This window comes from Geodermatophilus sp. SYSU D00867 (genome assembly GCF_054050315.1).
In genome coordinates this window covers 25837-41076 of sequence record NZ_JBJGZC010000028.1, presented here as the reverse complement: position 1 = coordinate 41076, position 15240 = coordinate 25837, and the positions used below count along the sequence as shown (strand labels likewise).

10 protein-coding genes and 1 riboswitch are annotated in these 15240 nt (G+C 73.9%); of the genes, 7 read left to right on the top strand and 3 right to left on the bottom strand.

What is annotated here, in order from left to right:
* Positions 1-129 precede the first annotated feature (129 nt).
* Together ACI8AK_RS20930 and uvrB are read right to left on the bottom strand one after the other, a co-directional pair.
* Positions 130-1239: a TerC family protein gene (locus ACI8AK_RS20930; protein WP_387993529.1), complete on the bottom strand. Its 1110-nt coding sequence runs from the start codon at positions 1237-1239 to the stop codon at positions 130-132.
* Between the two features lie 267 nt (positions 1240-1506).
* A complete protein-coding gene (gene uvrB / locus ACI8AK_RS20925; RefSeq protein WP_387993532.1) occupies positions 1507-3624 on the bottom strand; it encodes an excinuclease ABC subunit UvrB in 2118 nt (705 codons plus the stop codon).
* Positions 3625-4104: 480 nt separating this feature from the next.
* Here uvrB and glgX point away from each other — a divergent pair, with 480 nt between their 5' ends.
* From glgX to ACI8AK_RS20900, 5 genes are all read left to right on the top strand, one after another.
* Complete coding sequence (gene glgX, locus ACI8AK_RS20920; RefSeq protein ID WP_456957833.1) at positions 4105-6210, top strand: glycogen debranching protein GlgX; 2106 nt, start codon at positions 4105-4107, stop codon at positions 6208-6210.
* The gene (gene treY, locus ACI8AK_RS20915; RefSeq protein ID WP_456903570.1) at positions 6207-8549 is read left to right on the top strand and encodes a malto-oligosyltrehalose synthase; all 2343 of its coding nucleotides are present in this window, start codon (positions 6207-6209) and stop codon (positions 8547-8549) included. Before glgX ends, treY begins: the two co-directional genes overlap by 4 nt.
* Positions 8550-8798: 249 nt before the next feature.
* A riboswitch (cyclic di-AMP (ydaO/yuaA leader) is annotated at positions 8799-8933 on the top strand.
* A gap of 3 nt (positions 8934-8936) precedes the next feature.
* Positions 8937-9536, top strand: coding sequence for a transglycosylase family protein (locus tag ACI8AK_RS20910; RefSeq protein WP_456957831.1), 600 nt, complete (start codon positions 8937-8939; stop codon positions 9534-9536).
* 110 nt (positions 9537-9646) lie between these two features.
* Positions 9647-11398, top strand: coding sequence for a malto-oligosyltrehalose trehalohydrolase (treZ, locus tag ACI8AK_RS20905; RefSeq protein ID WP_456957829.1), 1752 nt, complete (start codon positions 9647-9649; stop codon positions 11396-11398).
* Entirely contained in the window at positions 11398-12123 is a 726-nt protein-coding gene (locus tag ACI8AK_RS20900) for a dihydrofolate reductase family protein (protein WP_456957827.1), read from the top strand. The genes treZ and ACI8AK_RS20900 overlap by 1 nt, the downstream gene beginning before the upstream one ends.
* Positions 12124-12177: 54 nt before the next feature.
* Here ACI8AK_RS20900 and ACI8AK_RS20895 read toward each other — a convergent pair whose 3' ends face one another.
* Complete coding sequence (locus tag ACI8AK_RS20895) at positions 12178-12810, bottom strand: TasA family protein (protein WP_456957825.1); 633 nt, start codon at positions 12808-12810, stop codon at positions 12178-12180.
* A 252-nt stretch (positions 12811-13062) separates the two neighbouring features.
* Here ACI8AK_RS20895 and ACI8AK_RS20890 point away from each other — a divergent pair, with 252 nt between their 5' ends.
* A complete protein-coding gene (locus ACI8AK_RS20890; RefSeq protein WP_387993551.1) occupies positions 13063-14550 on the top strand; it encodes a sensor histidine kinase in 1488 nt (495 codons plus the stop codon).
* Complete coding sequence (locus ACI8AK_RS20885) at positions 14547-15239, top strand: LuxR C-terminal-related transcriptional regulator (RefSeq protein ID WP_387993553.1); 693 nt, start codon at positions 14547-14549, stop codon at positions 15237-15239. The genes ACI8AK_RS20890 and ACI8AK_RS20885 overlap by 4 nt, the downstream gene beginning before the upstream one ends.
* Position 15240 lies beyond the last annotated feature (1 nt).

Sequence of the window (15240 nt, the reverse complement as noted above, 5' to 3'; positions counted from 1 at the left end):
ACCGCTGCGCGGGGTGCCGGTCGGGCACCCAGCGGAGCGGACGTGTCCTGGATCGTGCCGCACGATCACCGGGAGCAACAGGCACACCGGCGTCGTCGGCCTGCCGTCCTCCCGGTGGTCACCCGCGCGTCACCCGGAGCGGCCGTCCGTGCGCTGCGCCGGCGCCGCGGCGGGGCGCTCACCCGGCTCGTGCTGCACCGTCGGCACGCCGGTCTCCCCGGCGACCGCGGCGGCTCCCCGCCCGGCCTCGGCGTGCGGCACGGCCTCGCGGGCGTCGCGGCGGCTGCGGGCCAGGCTCGCGACCGTGGTGACCAGCAGGGTGACGACGATGACCGACAGCGACAGCCAGGTCGGGATCTCCGGGATGGCCGTGACGTGCTCGCCGCCGTTGATGAACGGCAGCTCGTTCTCGTGCAGCGCGTGGATCAGCAGCTTGATCCCGATGAAGCCGAGGATGACCGCCAGGCCGTAGTGCAGGTACACCAGTCGGTCGAGCAGGCCGTCGATGAGGAAGAACAGCTGCCGCAGGCCCAGCAGCGAGAAGGCGTTGGCGGTGAAGACGAGGAAGGTCTCCTCGGTCAGCCCGAAGATCGCCGGGATCGAGTCGACGGCGAAGAGGATGTCGGCGCTGCCGATGGCGACCAGCGCGATGGCCAGCGGGGTGATGTGGCGCTTGCCGTCCAGCCGGGTGGTCATCCGGTCGCCGTGGTAGTCCGACGTCGTCGGGATCACCCGGCGGACCAGCCGCAGGAAGCCGTTCTCCTTGAACTCCTCGTCCTCGTCCCCGCCGGCCCGCGCCTGGGCGACGGCGGTGTAGATGAGGAACGCGCCGAACAGGTAGAAGACCCAGCTGAAGTTCTCGATCGCCGCGGCGCCGAGGAAGATGAAGACGGTCCGCAGGACCAGGGCGAACGCGATGCCGAACAGCAGCACCTTCTGCTGCAGCTCCCGGGGCACCGCGAAGCTGGCCATGATCAGGACGAAGACGAAGAGGTTGTCGACCGACAGGCTCTTCTCGGTGATGTAGCCGGCGAAGTACTCCCCGCCGTACGTCCCGCCGGCGAAGACCCACACGCCGATGCCGAACAGCACCGCGATGGCGACGTAGACCGCCGACCAGGTCGCCGCCTCCTTCAACGACGGGGCGTGCGGCGTCCGCACGTGGCCGACGAAGTCGAAGACGATCATGGCCACGATCGCGGCGATCGTGATCGCCCAGACGAAGAAGGGGACGTCCAAAGTGGTTACCTCCGGTCCACTGGCAACAGTCAGCACCGGAGGTCTCTCCCACCGGCCGCGACGGCGGCCGGCCGGTGGCGCCGGGGTACGCGTACCCGTGCTGACGACGCCACCGCGGGCGGGATACTCCCCTCCACGGCTCCGCGGGCACGGCGCAGCGCACCCGGCGGAGTCACAGGGCAGAACGGACGAGGGGCGCCCGGGGTTCCCGGACGCCCCTCTCCCCGTCGACCGGGGTCAGCTCACCGCCGCGCCGGCCGCCGCTGGCTAGGCGTGGGCGGCGTCGAACTGGCGCAGCTCCTTCTTGAGCTCGGCGAGCTCGTCACGCAGCCGGGCGGCCACCTCGAACTGCAGCTCCCGGGCGGCGGCCAGCATCTGCTCGTTCATCTGCGTGATGAGGTCGGCCAGCTCGGCGCGCGGCAGACCCTGGACGTCGATCGCGCCGGCCTTGGACCGGCCCTTCGACGACAGCCCCGGCACCGGCGCCTTCCCCCGCGACTGCTGCCGGCCCGACCCGCCGATCAGCTCGGTGGCGGCCTCGGCGTCCTCGGACTCGCGGTAGATGCCGTCGAGGATGTCGACGATCTTCTTGCGCAGCGGCTGGGGGTCGATGCCGTTGGCGGTGTTGTAGGCGATCTGCTTCTCGCGGCGCCGGTTGGTCTCGTCGATCGCCTGCGCCATCGACGGGGTGACCTTGTCGGCGTACATGTGCACCTCGCCGGACACGTTGCGCGCCGCGCGGCCGATGGTCTGGATCAGCGAGGTGGTCGACCGGAGGAAGCCCTCCTTGTCGGCGTCGAGGATCGCCACCAGCGACACCTCGGGCAGGTCGAGGCCCTCGCGCAGCAGGTTGATGCCGACCAGCACGTCGTACTCGCCCTGCCGCAGCTCGCGCAGCAGCTCCACCCGGCGCAGCGTGTCGACCTCCGAGTGCAGGTAGCGGACCTTGATGCCGAGCTCGAGCAGGTAGTCGGTGAGGTCCTCGGCCATCTTCTTGGTGAGCGTGGTGACCAGGACGCGCTCGTCCTTCTCGGTGCGCTCGCGGATCTCGCCGACCAGGTCGTCGATCTGGCCCTTGGTCGGCTTGACCACGACCTCCGGGTCGACCAGGCCGGTGGGGCGGATGACCTGCTCGACGAACTCGCCGCCGGTGCGGCCGAGCTCGTAGGGGCCCGGGGTGGCCGACAGGTAGACCGTCTGCCCGATCCGGTCGGTGAACTCCTCCCACTTCAGCGGGCGGTTGTCCATCGCCGAGGGCAGCCGGAAGCCGTGCTCGACCAGCGTGCGCTTGCGGCTCATGTCGCCCTCGTACATGCCGCCGATCTGCGGCACGGTCACGTGCGACTCGTCGATCACGAGCAGGAAGTCGTCGGGGAAGTAGTCGATGAGGCAGGCACCCGCGCTGCCCGGCGCCCGCCCGTCGATGTGCCGGCTGTAGTTCTCGATGCCGGAGCAGAAGCCGACCTGGCGGATCATCTCGATGTCGTAGGTGGTGCGCATGCGCAGCCGCTGCGCCTCCAGCAGCTTGCCCTGCTTCTCCAGCTCGGCCAGCCGCTCCTCGAGCTCGGCCTCGATGGTGCGGATCGCCCGCTCCATCCGCTCCGGGCCGGCGACGTAGTGGCTGGCCGGGAAGACGAACAGCTCCTGGACCTCGCGCACGACCTCGCCGGTGAGCGGGTGCAGGTAGTACAGCCGCTCCACCTCGTCGCCGAACATCTCGATCCGGACCGCGAGCTCCTCGTACACCGGGAAGACCTCGATCGTGTCGCCGCGCACGCGGAAGGTGCCGCGGGTGAACGCGAGGTCGTTGCGGGTGTACTGCTCGGTGACCAGCGTGCGCAGCAGGTCGTCGCGGTCGCGCTCCTCCCCCACCCGGATGCGCAGCGCCCGGTCGACGTACTCCTCCGGGGTGCCCAGGCCGTAGATGCACGAGACGGTGGAGACCACGACCACGTCCCGCCGGGTGAGCAGGCTGTTGGTCGCCGAGTGCCGCAGCCGCTCGACCTCCTCGTTGACCGAGGAGTCCTTCTCGATGTAGGTGTCGGTCTGCGGGACGTAGGCCTCGGGCTGGTAGTAGTCGTAGTACGACACGAAGTACTCGACGGCGTTGTCCGGCAGCAGCTCGCGGAACTCGTTGGCCAGCTGCGCGGCGAGGGTCTTGTTCGGGGCCATCACCAGGGTGGGCCGCTGGACCTGCTCGATCAGCCACGCCGTGGTGGCCGACTTCCCGGTGCCGGTGGCGCCGAGGAGCACGGTGTCCGTCTCGCCGGAGTTGACCCGCTCCGCGAGGGCCTTGATCGCCGCCGGCTGGTCGCCCGAGGGCTGAAACTCGCTGACGACGCGGAAACGCCCCTGGGTGGGCCGGATGTCGGAGGTCGCGCGCACGGGGACGACGGTACGACCGCCCGGTGACAGGACGCCGCGAGTGACGGGTGGTGATCACGGGACCGACGGGGCGTGTCGCTTGCGGACGCGTCGCCCTCGTGCTCGTGCTCGGCCCCCGGACCCGCTAGCGTGCCCTCCTGCAGGCGCGGTGCCGCGCCGGGGACCAGTGCCACCCGGGATGCCCGGACGAGGTCGGACCCCGGCGCCCCGCGCCTCGGTACCTGGTGTGCCCGGCCCCGCGCCGGGGCGCCGGACCCGCACACGACGCCCTCCGCGGCCTCCGCCGCGGAGGGCGTCGTCGTCCCCGGGCCCCCTGCCGGGCCGCCGCCGTGATGTCCGCCGCGTCAGGTGTGGAGCCGCCCGGTTGGGGCTAAGGAGCCCGCGGGCACCCGTGTGCCCCGACCCCCCTCCGACGGCCGCGGCGGGGGGCCACCGCGCCCTGGACCACCGAGGGGCGCCCGCGCAGGAGGAAACACGTCGATGACCCAGGTGTGGCCTGGAAACGCCTATCCGCTGGGTGCCACGTACGACGGCACCGGGACCAACTTCGCCCTTTTCAGCGAGGTCGCCGAGAAGGTCGAGCTGTGCCTGTTCGACGAGCAGGGCAACGAGGAGCGCATCCGGCTCCCGGAGATGGACGGCTACGTCTGGCACGCGTTCCTGCCCGGCATCCAGCCCGGGCAGCGCTACGGCTACCGCGTGCACGGCCCGTACGACCCGGAGAACGGGCAGCGCTGCAACCCGAACAAGCTGCTGCTCGACCCCTACGCCAAGGCGATCGACGGCGCGATCGACTGGGACGAGGCCTGCTTCGGCTACCGGTTCGGCAGCGGCGAGCGCAACGACGACGACTCGGCGCCGCACATGCCGAAGTCCGTCGTCATCAACCCGTACTTCGACTGGGGCGTCGACCGCCCGCCGAAGACCCCCTACAACAAGACGGTCATCTACGAGGCCCACGTCAAGGGCCTGACCATGACCCACCCGCGGATCCCCGAGGAGCTGCGCGGGACCTACGCCGGCATCGCCCACCCGGCGGTGATCGAGCACCTCCAGTCGCTGGGCATCACCGCGATCGAGCTCATGCCGGTGCACCAGTTCGTGCAGGACGACACGCTGCTGCAGAAGGGCCTGCGCAACTACTGGGGCTACAACACGATCGGCTTCTTCGCGCCGCACAACGAGTACGCCCAGGCCACCGACGGCCAGCAGGTGCAGGAGTTCAAGGGCATGGTCCGGACCCTGCACGAGGCGGGCATCGAGGTCATCCTCGACGTCGTCTACAACCACACGGCCGAGGGCAACCACAACGGCCCGACGCTGTCGTTCAAGGGCATCGACAACCGGGCCTACTACCGGCTGGTCGAGGGCGACGAGCAGTACTACATGGACACCACGGGCACGGGGAACTCGCTCAACGTCCGGCACCCGCAGTCGCTGCAGCTGATCATGGACTCGCTGCGCTACTGGGTCACCGAGATGCACGTCGACGGGTTCCGGTTCGACCTCGCCTCCACGCTGGCCCGCCAGTTCCACGAGGTGGACCGGCTGTCGGCGTTCTTCGACCTGGTGCACCAGGACCCGGTGGTCAGCCAGGTGAAGCTCATCGCCGAGCCGTGGGACGTCGGCGACGGCGGCTACCAGGTGGGCAACTTCCCGGCGCTGTGGACCGAGTGGAACGGGAAGTACCGCGACACCGTCCGCGACTTCTGGCGCGGCGAGGACGCCACCATCGGCGAGTTCGCCAGCCGCATCTCCGGCTCGGCCGACCTCTACAAGCACTCCGGGCGCCGGCCGGTGGCGAGCATCAACTTCGTCACCGCGCACGACGGGTTCACCCTCAACGACCTCGTCTCCTACAACGAGAAGCACAACGAGGCCAACGGCGAGGACAACAACGACGGCGAGAGCCACAACCGCAGCTGGAACTGCGGCGTCGAGGGGCCGACCGACGACCCCGAGGTGCTCGAGCTGCGCGCCCGGCAGCGGCGCAACTTCATCGCCTCGCTGATGCTCAGCCAGGGCGTGCCGATGCTGCTGCACGGCGACGAGCTCGGCCGCACGCAGCAGGGCAACAACAACGGCTACTGCCAGGACTCCGAGCTGACCTGGATCGACTGGGAGTCGGTCGACGAGGGGCTGCTGGAGTTCACCAAGCTGGTCACCCGGCTGCGCACCGAGCACCCGACCTTCCGCCGCCGCCGGTTCTTCCACGGCCGCCCGGTGCGCCGCGAGGAGGGCGACCCGGTGCAGGACGTCGCCTGGTTCACCCCGTCCGGCGAGCTGATGAGCGACGAGGACTGGGACGCGGGCTTCGCCAAGTCGCTGGCCATGTACCTCAACGGCCACGGCATCCGGGAGACCGACGAGCGCGGCGAGGACGTCCTCGACGACTGCTTCTACCTGGCGTTCAACGCCCACCACGAGCCGATCGACTTCACCGTGCCGCCGTCGGAGTACGCCGAGGGCTGGACGGTCGTCGTCGACACCGCGGAGCTGGGCGAGGTCGAGCCGGTGCAGGTGAAGGCCGGCGACGTCGTGACCGTGGCCGCCCGCGCCACCGTCGTGCTGCAGGCGGCCCCGTGAGCCAGGCCGACGACGACCTCGAGCGCCGGCGGGCCACCCCCGCGGCGACCTACCGGCTGCAGGTGACCGCCGAGTTCACCCTCGACGACGCCGCGGCCGTGGCCGGCTACCTCGCCGACCTGGGTGTCACGCACGCCTACTCCTCCCCGCTGCTGCGCTCGGCCGCGGGCAGCACGCACGGCTACGACACTGTCGACCACGCGCACGTCGACGAGCCGCGGGGCGGGCAGGAGGGCTTCGACCGGTTCGTCGCCGCGCTGCACGAGCACGGGCTGGGCCTGGTGCTCGACCTGGTGCCCAACCACATGGGCGTGGCCGACCCGGCCGAGGCGCCGTGGTGGTGGGACGTGCTGCAGCACGGGCGCGACAGCGCGCACGCGTCGGCGTTCGACGTCGACTGGGACTTCGGCGGCGGGCGCATCCGCATCCCGGTGCTGGGGTCGGCCGACGACGTCGAGAAGCTCGAGGTCGTCGACGGCGAGCTCCGCTACTACGACAACCGCTTCCCGATCGCGCCCGGCACCGGCGAGGGCACCCCGCAGGAGGTGCACGACCGGCAGCACTACGAGCTGGTCGACTGGCGGCGCGCGGACGCCGACCTCAACTACCGGCGCTTCTTCGCCATCAACACCCTCGCCGGGCTGCGCGTGGAGGACCCGGAGGTCTTCCGGGCCACCCACGAGCTGGTGCTGCGGCTGGTGGCCGACGGCGCCGTCGACGGGCTGCGCATCGACCACCCCGACGGCCTGGCCGACCCCAAGGAGTACCTGGACCGGCTGGCCGAGGCGTCGGGCGGCCGGTGGACGGTGGTCGAGAAGATCCTCGAGCCCGGTGAGGACCTGCCGGAGAGCTGGCGGGCGGCCGGCACCACCGGCTACGACGCGCTGGCCGAGGTCGACGACGTCCTGGTCGACCCGGCCGGCGAGGCGGCGCTGACCGCGCTGGACACCGAGCTGTCCGGCCGGGCGGTCGACTACGGGCAGCTGGTGCACGACTGCAAGCGCGAGGTGACCGACGGGATCCTCGGCTCGGAGGTCGCCCGGCTGGTGCGCGTCATCGGCGAGCTGCCGGGCGTCGACGTGGAGACGGAGAAGGAGGCGCTGGCCGAGCTGCTGGCCTCCTTCTCCGTCTACCGCACCTACCTGCCCGACGGCCGCGAGCACCTCGACGCCGCCGTGGGCGACGTCCGCGACCGCCGTCCCGACCTGGTCGCCGCGGTCGACGCGCTGCACCCGGTCCTGGCGCAGGCCGGCACCGAGGCGGCCACCCGGTTCGAGCAGACCAGCGGCCCGGTGATGGCCAAGGGCGTCGAGGACAGCGCCTACTACCGGTGGGCGCGGTTCGTGGTGCTCAACGAGGTCGGCGGCGACCCGGCGCGCTTCGGCAGCACCCCGGAGGAGTTCCACGAGGCGCAGGCGCGGCGGCTGGAGCGCAAGCCGGAGTCGATGACGACGCTCACCACGCACGACACCAAGCGCAGCGAGGACACCCGGGCGCGCCTGGCCGTCCTCGCCGAGGTGCCGACGGAGTGGGCGGACCTGGTCCGCGGCTGGCTGTCCCGCCACCCGCTGCCCGACCGGCCGCTGGCGCACCTGGTGTGGCAGAACCTGGTCGGCGCGTGGCCGCTGTCCCGCGAGCGGGCGCACGCCTACGCGGAGAAGGCGGCCCGGGAGGCCGGGCAGTCGACGACGTGGACCGACGTCGACGAGGCGTTCGAGGCGCAGCTGCACGCGATGGTCGACGCCGCCTACGACGACGAGGCCACGAACCGCGAGATCGAGGCCTTCGTCGCGCGGATCGGCCCGGCGGGCCGGTCCAACGGGCTGGCGCAGAAGCTGCTGCAGCTGACGATGCCCGGCGTCCCGGACGTCTACCAGGGCACCGAGCTGTGGGACCACTCGCTCGTCGACCCCGACAACCGCCGCCCGGTCGACTACGACGAGCGGCGCGCGCTGCTGGCCCGGCTCGACGGCGGGGAGGTGCCGGAGGTCGACGACACCGGCGCGGCCAAGCTGCTCGTCGTGTCGCGGGCGCTGCGGCTGCGGCGGGACTCCCCGGAGCTGTTCACCGGCTACACCCCCGTGGCGGCCACCGGGTCCGCCGCGCAGCACGTCGTCGCCTTCGACCGTGGGTCCGGGGAGCAGGGCGGCGCGGTGACCGTGGCGACCCGGCTGCCGGTGGCGCTGGCCGCCACCGGCTGGGGCGACACCGCGCTGACGCTGCCGACCGGTGCGTGGCGCGACGTGCTCACCGGCACGCGGGTCGTCTCCGACGCCGGCGGAGCGCCCGTCGGCGAGCTGCTGGCCCGGCTGCCGGTGGCCCTGCTCGTCCGGGACTGAGACGGAGGTCACGGCGGCGCCTGCCGGCGCCGCCGTGACCTGCGGCCCCTGCCGGCGATCTCGTGCGCGCCGCCCGGCACGGGCCGGGCGACACGCCGTGACGGGTGGTGCCGGTGTGCCGTCTCGTGATGCTCCCGTTACCTTTGCGACCGCACGCGGGCCAACCGACTGTCGCGTGCCGGAGCCGGTCCGCCGAACCCCGTCCGCCGGGCTCCGTTCCTCGAGCACAGCCAGGACGGGGGTGGGGGACCCACTTCGGCGCCTGCACCGCGGTCACGGGGGGACCGGACGCAGCGCCTCGGGGTGAAGCCGCACGCCGTGCGGCCGGGGCACCGATCGCTCCGAACCCGACAGCTCACCTCGCAGGCGGCGGATCGGAGATCCCCCATGCGCACGTCCACGTCCCTGCTCCGCCGTGCCCTCGTGACGACCGGCGTGGCCGCGGCCGCGATCGGCGTCACCGCCGGCCCGGCCTCGGCCGCCGCTCCCAACGACTGGGACGCCGTCGCCCAGTGCGAGTCCAGCGGCAACTGGAGCATCAACACCGGCAACGGCTACTACGGCGGCCTGCAGTTCAGCCAGTCCACCTGGGCGGCCTTCGGCGGCACCGAGTACGCCGCGCGCGCCGACCTGGCCACCAAGGCGCAGCAGATCGCCGTCGCAGAGCGCACGCTCGACGTCCAGGGCCCGGGCGCCTGGCCCACCTGCGGCAAGGGCCTGGACCCGGGCGCCCCGGCGGCCGGCTCGCCGGCCGCCGAGCCCGCCGCCGCGCCCGCGCCGGCCGAGCCGGACACGGCCGCCCGGGCCGGGGAGTCCGCCGCCGGGGCCTCCGGCGGCCCGTACACCGTCCGGTCCGGCGACACGCTGGGCACGATCGCCCGGGACCAGGGCGTCGAGGGCGGCTGGAAGGCCCTCTGGTCGGCCAACAGCGGCACCGTCAGCGACCCGGACGTCATCCACGTCGGGCAGGTCCTGCAGCTGCCGTGACCCGGGGCGGCAGCCGGGGGACCCGCTCCCCCGGCTGCCGCTCGCGGTTGACCGCGCCCGCAGCGGGCAAGAGGGACCGGTCAGCCGCACTACCGCTGGGAGGCCCCCGCATGTCCGCACCCGTCGAGTTCGCCGTCTGGGCGCCCGTGCCCGAGCGTGTGCGCCTGCAGGTCGACGGCACGGTGCACGACATGAGCCGCGACGACGACGGCTGGTGGCGGGCCGAGGTCGAGGCCGGCCCGGAGTCCGACTACGGCTACCTGCTCGGCGACGACGACACGCCCCGCCCCGACCCGCGCTCGCGCCGCCAGCCCGACGGCGTGCACGGCCTGTCCCGCCGGTTCGACCCGTCGGCGTACGCGTGGGGCGACACCGCCTGGACCGGGCGCCCGCTCGCCGGCGGCGTCGTCTACGAGCTGCACGTCGGCACGTTCACGCCCGAGGGCACCCTCGACTCGGCCATCGACCGGCTGGGCCACCTCGCCGACCTCGGCGTCGACTTCGTCGAGCTGCTGCCGGTCAACGGCTTCGACGGCACGCACAACTGGGGCTACGACGGCGTCCTCTGGTACACGGTGCAGGAGAGCTACGGCGGCCCCGCGGCCTACCAGCGGTTCGTCGACGCCTGCCACCAGCGCGGGATCGGCGTCATCCAGGACGTCGTCTACAACCACCTGGGCCCGTCGGGGAACTACCTGCCCCTGTTCATGCCGATCTTCTCGGAGGGCGGCGCGAACACCTGGGGCGAGTCGGTCAACCTGTCCGGGCCGGACTCCGACAAGGTCCGCCGCTACATCCTCGACAACGCCCTGATGTGGCTGCGCGACATGCACGTCGACGGGCTGCGGCTGGACGCCGTCCACGCGCTGGTCGACGAGCGCGCCACACACGTGCTCGAGGAGATGGCGCAGGAGGTCGACCGGCTCTCGGTCGCCGTCGGCCGGCCGCTGACGCTCATCGCCGAGAGCGACCTGAACGACCCCCGGGTGGTCACCCCCCGGGTGGCCGGCGGCACCGGCATCCACGCCCAGTGGAGCGACGACTTCCACCACGCGCTGCACGCGACGCTCACCGGGGAGGGGCAGGGCTACTACGGCGACTTCGCCGAGGCCGGGCTCGCCGGGCTGGCCAAGACCCTCACCGGCGCCTTCTTCCACGACGGCACGTGGTCCAGCTTCCGCCGCCGCTCGCACGGCCGGCCGGTGGACACCGCGCGGCTGCCGGGCTGGAAGTTCCTCGGCTACCTGCAGGACCACGACCAGATCGGCAACCGCGCCATCGGCGACCGCGTCTCGGCGACGCTGTCCCCCGGCCTGCTCGCCGTCGGCGCGACCCTCGTGCTGACCGGTCCGTTCACGCCGATGCTGTTCATGGGCGAGGAGTGGGGGGCCTCGACGCCGTGGCAGTTCTTCACCAGCCACACCGACCCGGACATCGGCCGCGCGACGGCCGAGGGCCGCAAGAACGAGTTCGCCGAGCACGGCTGGGACGCCGACGAGGTGCCCGACCCGCAGGACCCGGAGACCTTCCGCCGCTCGAAGCTGGACTGGTCCGAGCCCTCGCGCGAGCCGCACGCGCGGCTGCTGGAGGTGCACCGGACGCTGCTGGCGCTGCGCCGGCAGCACCCGGACCTGGTCGACCCGGACCTGTCGGCGGTCGAGGTCGGCTGGGACGACGACGACCGCGTGCTCGTGCTGCACCGCGGCCCACTGCGGGTGGTGGCCAACCTGTCCGGACAGGCGCAGCAGGTGGAGCTGGACCGGCCGGCCACCGGGGTGCTGTTCGCGACCGCCGACGAGCCGTCCGTGGACGGCGCGACGGTGACGGTCCCGGCCGAGAGCGCGGCCGTCGTCACCGCCTGATGCGCCGGCTGCTCCCCTCCCCCGGCGGGGCGGACCTGACCGACGACGACCTGGCCGACGCCTACGCCCTGCCGCCGGGGCGCTCGTTCCGCGTCGACTTCGTCGCCTCGCTCGACGGCGCGGTCACCGTGGACGGCGTGAGCGCCGGGCTCGGCTCGCCCGGCGACCGGCGGGTGTTCTCGACGTTGCGCGCGCTGGCCGACGTCGTCCTGGTCGGGCACGGGACGGCGGCCGGCGAGGGCTACCGCCCGGTGGCGGCGGGCTCGCCGGTCGGGCGGCGGCGCGCCGCGCTCGGCCGGCCGCCGGAGCTGCCGATCGCGGTGGTGTCGCGCCGGGCCTCGCTCGCGCCCGGGGACCGGCTGGCCCGGCCCCCGACGCTGCTGGTGACGTGCGCCGCGGCCGACGCCGGCCGACGGGCCGCGCTGGCCGACGCCGGGGTGGACGTGCTGGTGTGCGGGGACGACGACGTGGACCTGCCGCTGGCGGTCGACCGGCTCGCCGGGCGCGGGTTCGAGCAGGTGCTGTGCGAGGGCGGGCCGGCGCTGCTGTCGGCGGCGCTGGACGCCGGCGTCGTCGACGAGCTGGACCTCACCGTCTCCCCCGCGCTGGTCGGCGGCCAGGCGCGGCTGCTGGACCGGGCGCTGCGCGACGTCGTCCGCCCGCGGCTGGTGCAGGTGCTCGAGGAGGACGGCGTCCTGTTCACCCGCTACGCGGTCGGCTCCTGAACGCCGCGAGGGCGGCCCGGGGACTCCCGGACCGCCCTCGCGGTGGAACGCGTGTCAGACCGCGGGCGCGGTGGCCTGCTGGGTCTTCTGCACGAGGGAGAAGTCGATGCGGTACTCGGCGGTGTCCCCCTGGACGACGTTGCCGGCGGTGGGGGGCAGCGTGACCTGGACCAGGACGCACGCCTTCGCACCGGCGGCCACCTCGGTCACCACGGCCGGGTCGGCGACCCAGGAGTCGATGGAGCGGCTCGGCGCGATCGGGGTGCCGGTGGTGGCGGCCTTGCAGGCCTCGGCGGTGCCGGCAGCGTTGTACAGCAGGGTGGCCTGGGCCAGGCTGGTGAACTCGCCACCGGTGGTGGTCCCGCAGGAGCCATCGACCTGCCGCTCCGGCTCGGTGCAGTCGTTCTCGGCGTTCTGCTGAACGACCGCGTCGGCCGACAGCATGCCGGGCAGGGACCCCGTGTTGGCGATCCAGAAGGCCTGGGTCGTGGACTGCCCCGGGTTGAGGGCGAGCGGCTTCGGCGCGGTCTGCGTGGGGGCGGCGTCGAGGACGAGGTCCAGCGTGCCGGCACCGGCGGCCGACGTCGCCTGCTCGCTGTCCTGGAAGGCGGCGAAGGTGCCGCCGGCGCCGAAGGCGACGAGCGCGGCCCCGCCCATGGCGGCAGCGGCGAGGGCGATCTTCTTCATGGTGGTTCGGTCTCCCTGTCGGTGTCCCCGTCGATCGACGGTCGTCCGGCCGGCTCACGGTCCGGCGGTCGACAACGAGGTTCCGGCCAGGCCCCGGCGGGGGGCATCGTCAGTTCTGACGATGCGCGGCCGCGGCGACTCGTCCGTCACACCGGACCCGTCCGGCGCACGTCCCCCTCGGCCCCCTGTCGTCCGTCGTCCGACGTGGTCCCCCGTGGTCTCCTGCCCGGGCTGACGACCACGGGGGGACCTGTGAGCACTGGGAACAGCGGCATCGTCGCCGCGGGGGCGCACCGCACGCGCCGGGTCCTGACCGCCGGACGGGCGACCGCGCTCGCCGCGGCCGCCGGCGCACTCGTCCTGCTGCGGCCCGAGGCCCGGCACACGGCGCTGGTGGTGCTCGGCGCGCTCGCGCTGTGCGCGGCCGGTGGCTGCTTCCTGCTCCGGTGGCGGGTCACCGGCACGTCCGACAGCGGCCGGGTGGGCACCGGCCTTGCCCTGCTGGGCCTGCGGGTCCCCGCCGTGGTGGTGGTGGAGGACCTGCTCGTCGACGGGGGCCTGCTGGCGCCCGCCGTCCTCGCCCCCCTCATGAGTCTCGCGGTCGTGCTGGCGGCGGCCGGCGTGACCCTGCGGGCCTTCGCCGACGGCCGGCGGGCGCGGCGGACCACCGCAGTCGCGACCGTGGTGGGGCTGGCCGGCGCGGTCGTGGTGACCGTGGTCCCCGACGGGCGGGTGCCGGGCCTGCTCGGGAGCGCTGCCGCGGCCGCCGCGCTGTGGACGGCGGTCTGTGTCGCGGCCTGGCGGCGGCGGGCGGTCGCGGCGGGTGTCTCGGCGCGCACCCTCACCGGAGTGGCCGCGGTCGTCGCCGTGCTCACGCCGGTCCAGGTCGTGCCCGCACTCGCACCGGGCCTGGCCGGCATCGCCACCGTCACCGGTGACCTCGGGCTGGTCGCGGTCGGGCTGCTCTGCGCCGGGACCGCCCTGGTCCGGCTCACCGACGCGCTGGCCGGGCAGGAGCGCTACGTGGCCGGGCTCGTCGGGCAGCTGGCCGGCCACGAGCACCAGCTGCAGCAGGCTCGCGCGTGCCTGCACGACGCCCGGGCAGCGGTGGCCGGTGTCCGCGCCGGCAACTCCGCCGCCCGGTACGCGACGGGAGCCGACCGGGCCGACCTCGAGGAGTCGGTCGCCGTCGAACTGCGCCGGCTGGAGCGGATGCTGCGGCTGCCCGACCGGACACCCACCGTCCGTCCCGTCGAGGTCGACGCCGTGCTCCGCGCGCTCGTCGTGGCCCACCGCGAGCGCGGCCTGCGGGTCAGCTGGGCGCCGTCAGGGTGCGCCCCGGTGGCCGCCGACGGCGATGCCCTGGCCGTCATCGTGGGCAACCTGCTGGGCAACGCCCTCGAACACGCGCCTGGCGCCCTGTGCCGGGTCACGGTCTCGCGCACCGGCACCGAGCTCCGGGTGGTCGTCGACGACGACGGTCCCGGCCTGGACGCCGCCCAGCGGGCCGGGGTCTTCGAGGCCGGCACCCGGCGTGCGGGCAGCCCCGGCGAGGGGCTGGGTCTCACCATCTCCCGTGACCTGGCCCGCCGGCACGGCGGCGACCTCGTCCTGGCAGACGGCCCCGCCGGTGCACGGTTCGAGGTCACCCTGCCGGCCACGTCGCTCCCCGTCCCGGTGGCGCGGCTGGTGCCCGCCCCGCGGTCGGGGGCCGAGCCGCTGCCCACGGGTGCCCGGTGACCGGCGTCCCGGAGGGCCCGGTCCTCCTCGTCGACGACCACGCGCTGTTCGCTGCGGCGGTCCGCGTGGGCCTGCGCGCCGCCGGCATCCCCGCGGAACGGGTGCACCCGACGACGGCGGCAGCTGTCGTGGCGGCGTGCGCGGCGGCCGCACCGGCGACCGTGCTGCTCGACCTCCGCCTGGGCACCGATCCCGACGGTCTCCCGATCGACGGCCTCGACCTCGTCGCACCGGTCACCGCGGGCGGGTGCCGGGTCGTCGTCGTGACCGGGGAGGTGGGTGACGCGACCTGGGGCGCGGCGCTCGAGCGGGGGGCGGTGACCGTCGTCGCCAAGGACACCGACCTCGACGACCTCGTCGCGGTCGTCACCGCGGTGCGGGCCGGTGAGCGGGTGCTCGGCGAGGGCCGCCGGCAGGACCTGCTGGCCGCCGCCCGGCGGGCGCGGGCGGAGGAGACGGCCAGGCTGGCCCCGTTCCGCAGCCTCACGCCACGGGAGGACGAGGTGCTGCGCGCCCTGGCCGCCGGGACGCCCGCGGCCGCGATCGCGACGGCGGCGCACGTGAGCGAGGCGACGGTGCGGACCCAGATCCGCGCGGTGCTGGCGAAGTTGGCGGTGTCCTCGCAGTTGCAGGCCGTCGCGCTGGCCCGCCGCGCGGGCTGGCTGGACGCGCCGCTGTCCTCCCGCTGAG

Excerpts from the sequence above, each read along its gene's own strand:
- glgX (WP_456957833.1), top strand. The coding sequence starts at position 4,105 with ATGACCCAGGTGTGGCCTGGAAACGCCTATCCGCTGGGTGCCACGTAC.
- ACI8AK_RS20910 (WP_456957831.1), top strand. The coding sequence starts at position 8,937 with ATGCGCACGTCCACGTCCCTGCTCCGCCGTGCCCTCGTGACGACCGGC.
- treZ (WP_456957829.1), top strand. The coding sequence starts at position 9,647 with ATGTCCGCACCCGTCGAGTTCGCCGTCTGGGCGCCCGTGCCCGAGCGT.
- ACI8AK_RS20900 (WP_456957827.1), top strand. The coding sequence starts at position 11,398 with ATGCGCCGGCTGCTCCCCTCCCCCGGCGGGGCGGACCTGACCGACGAC.
- ACI8AK_RS20895 (WP_456957825.1), bottom strand. The coding sequence starts at position 12,810 with ATGAAGAAGATCGCCCTCGCCGCTGCCGCCATGGGCGGGGCCGCGCTC.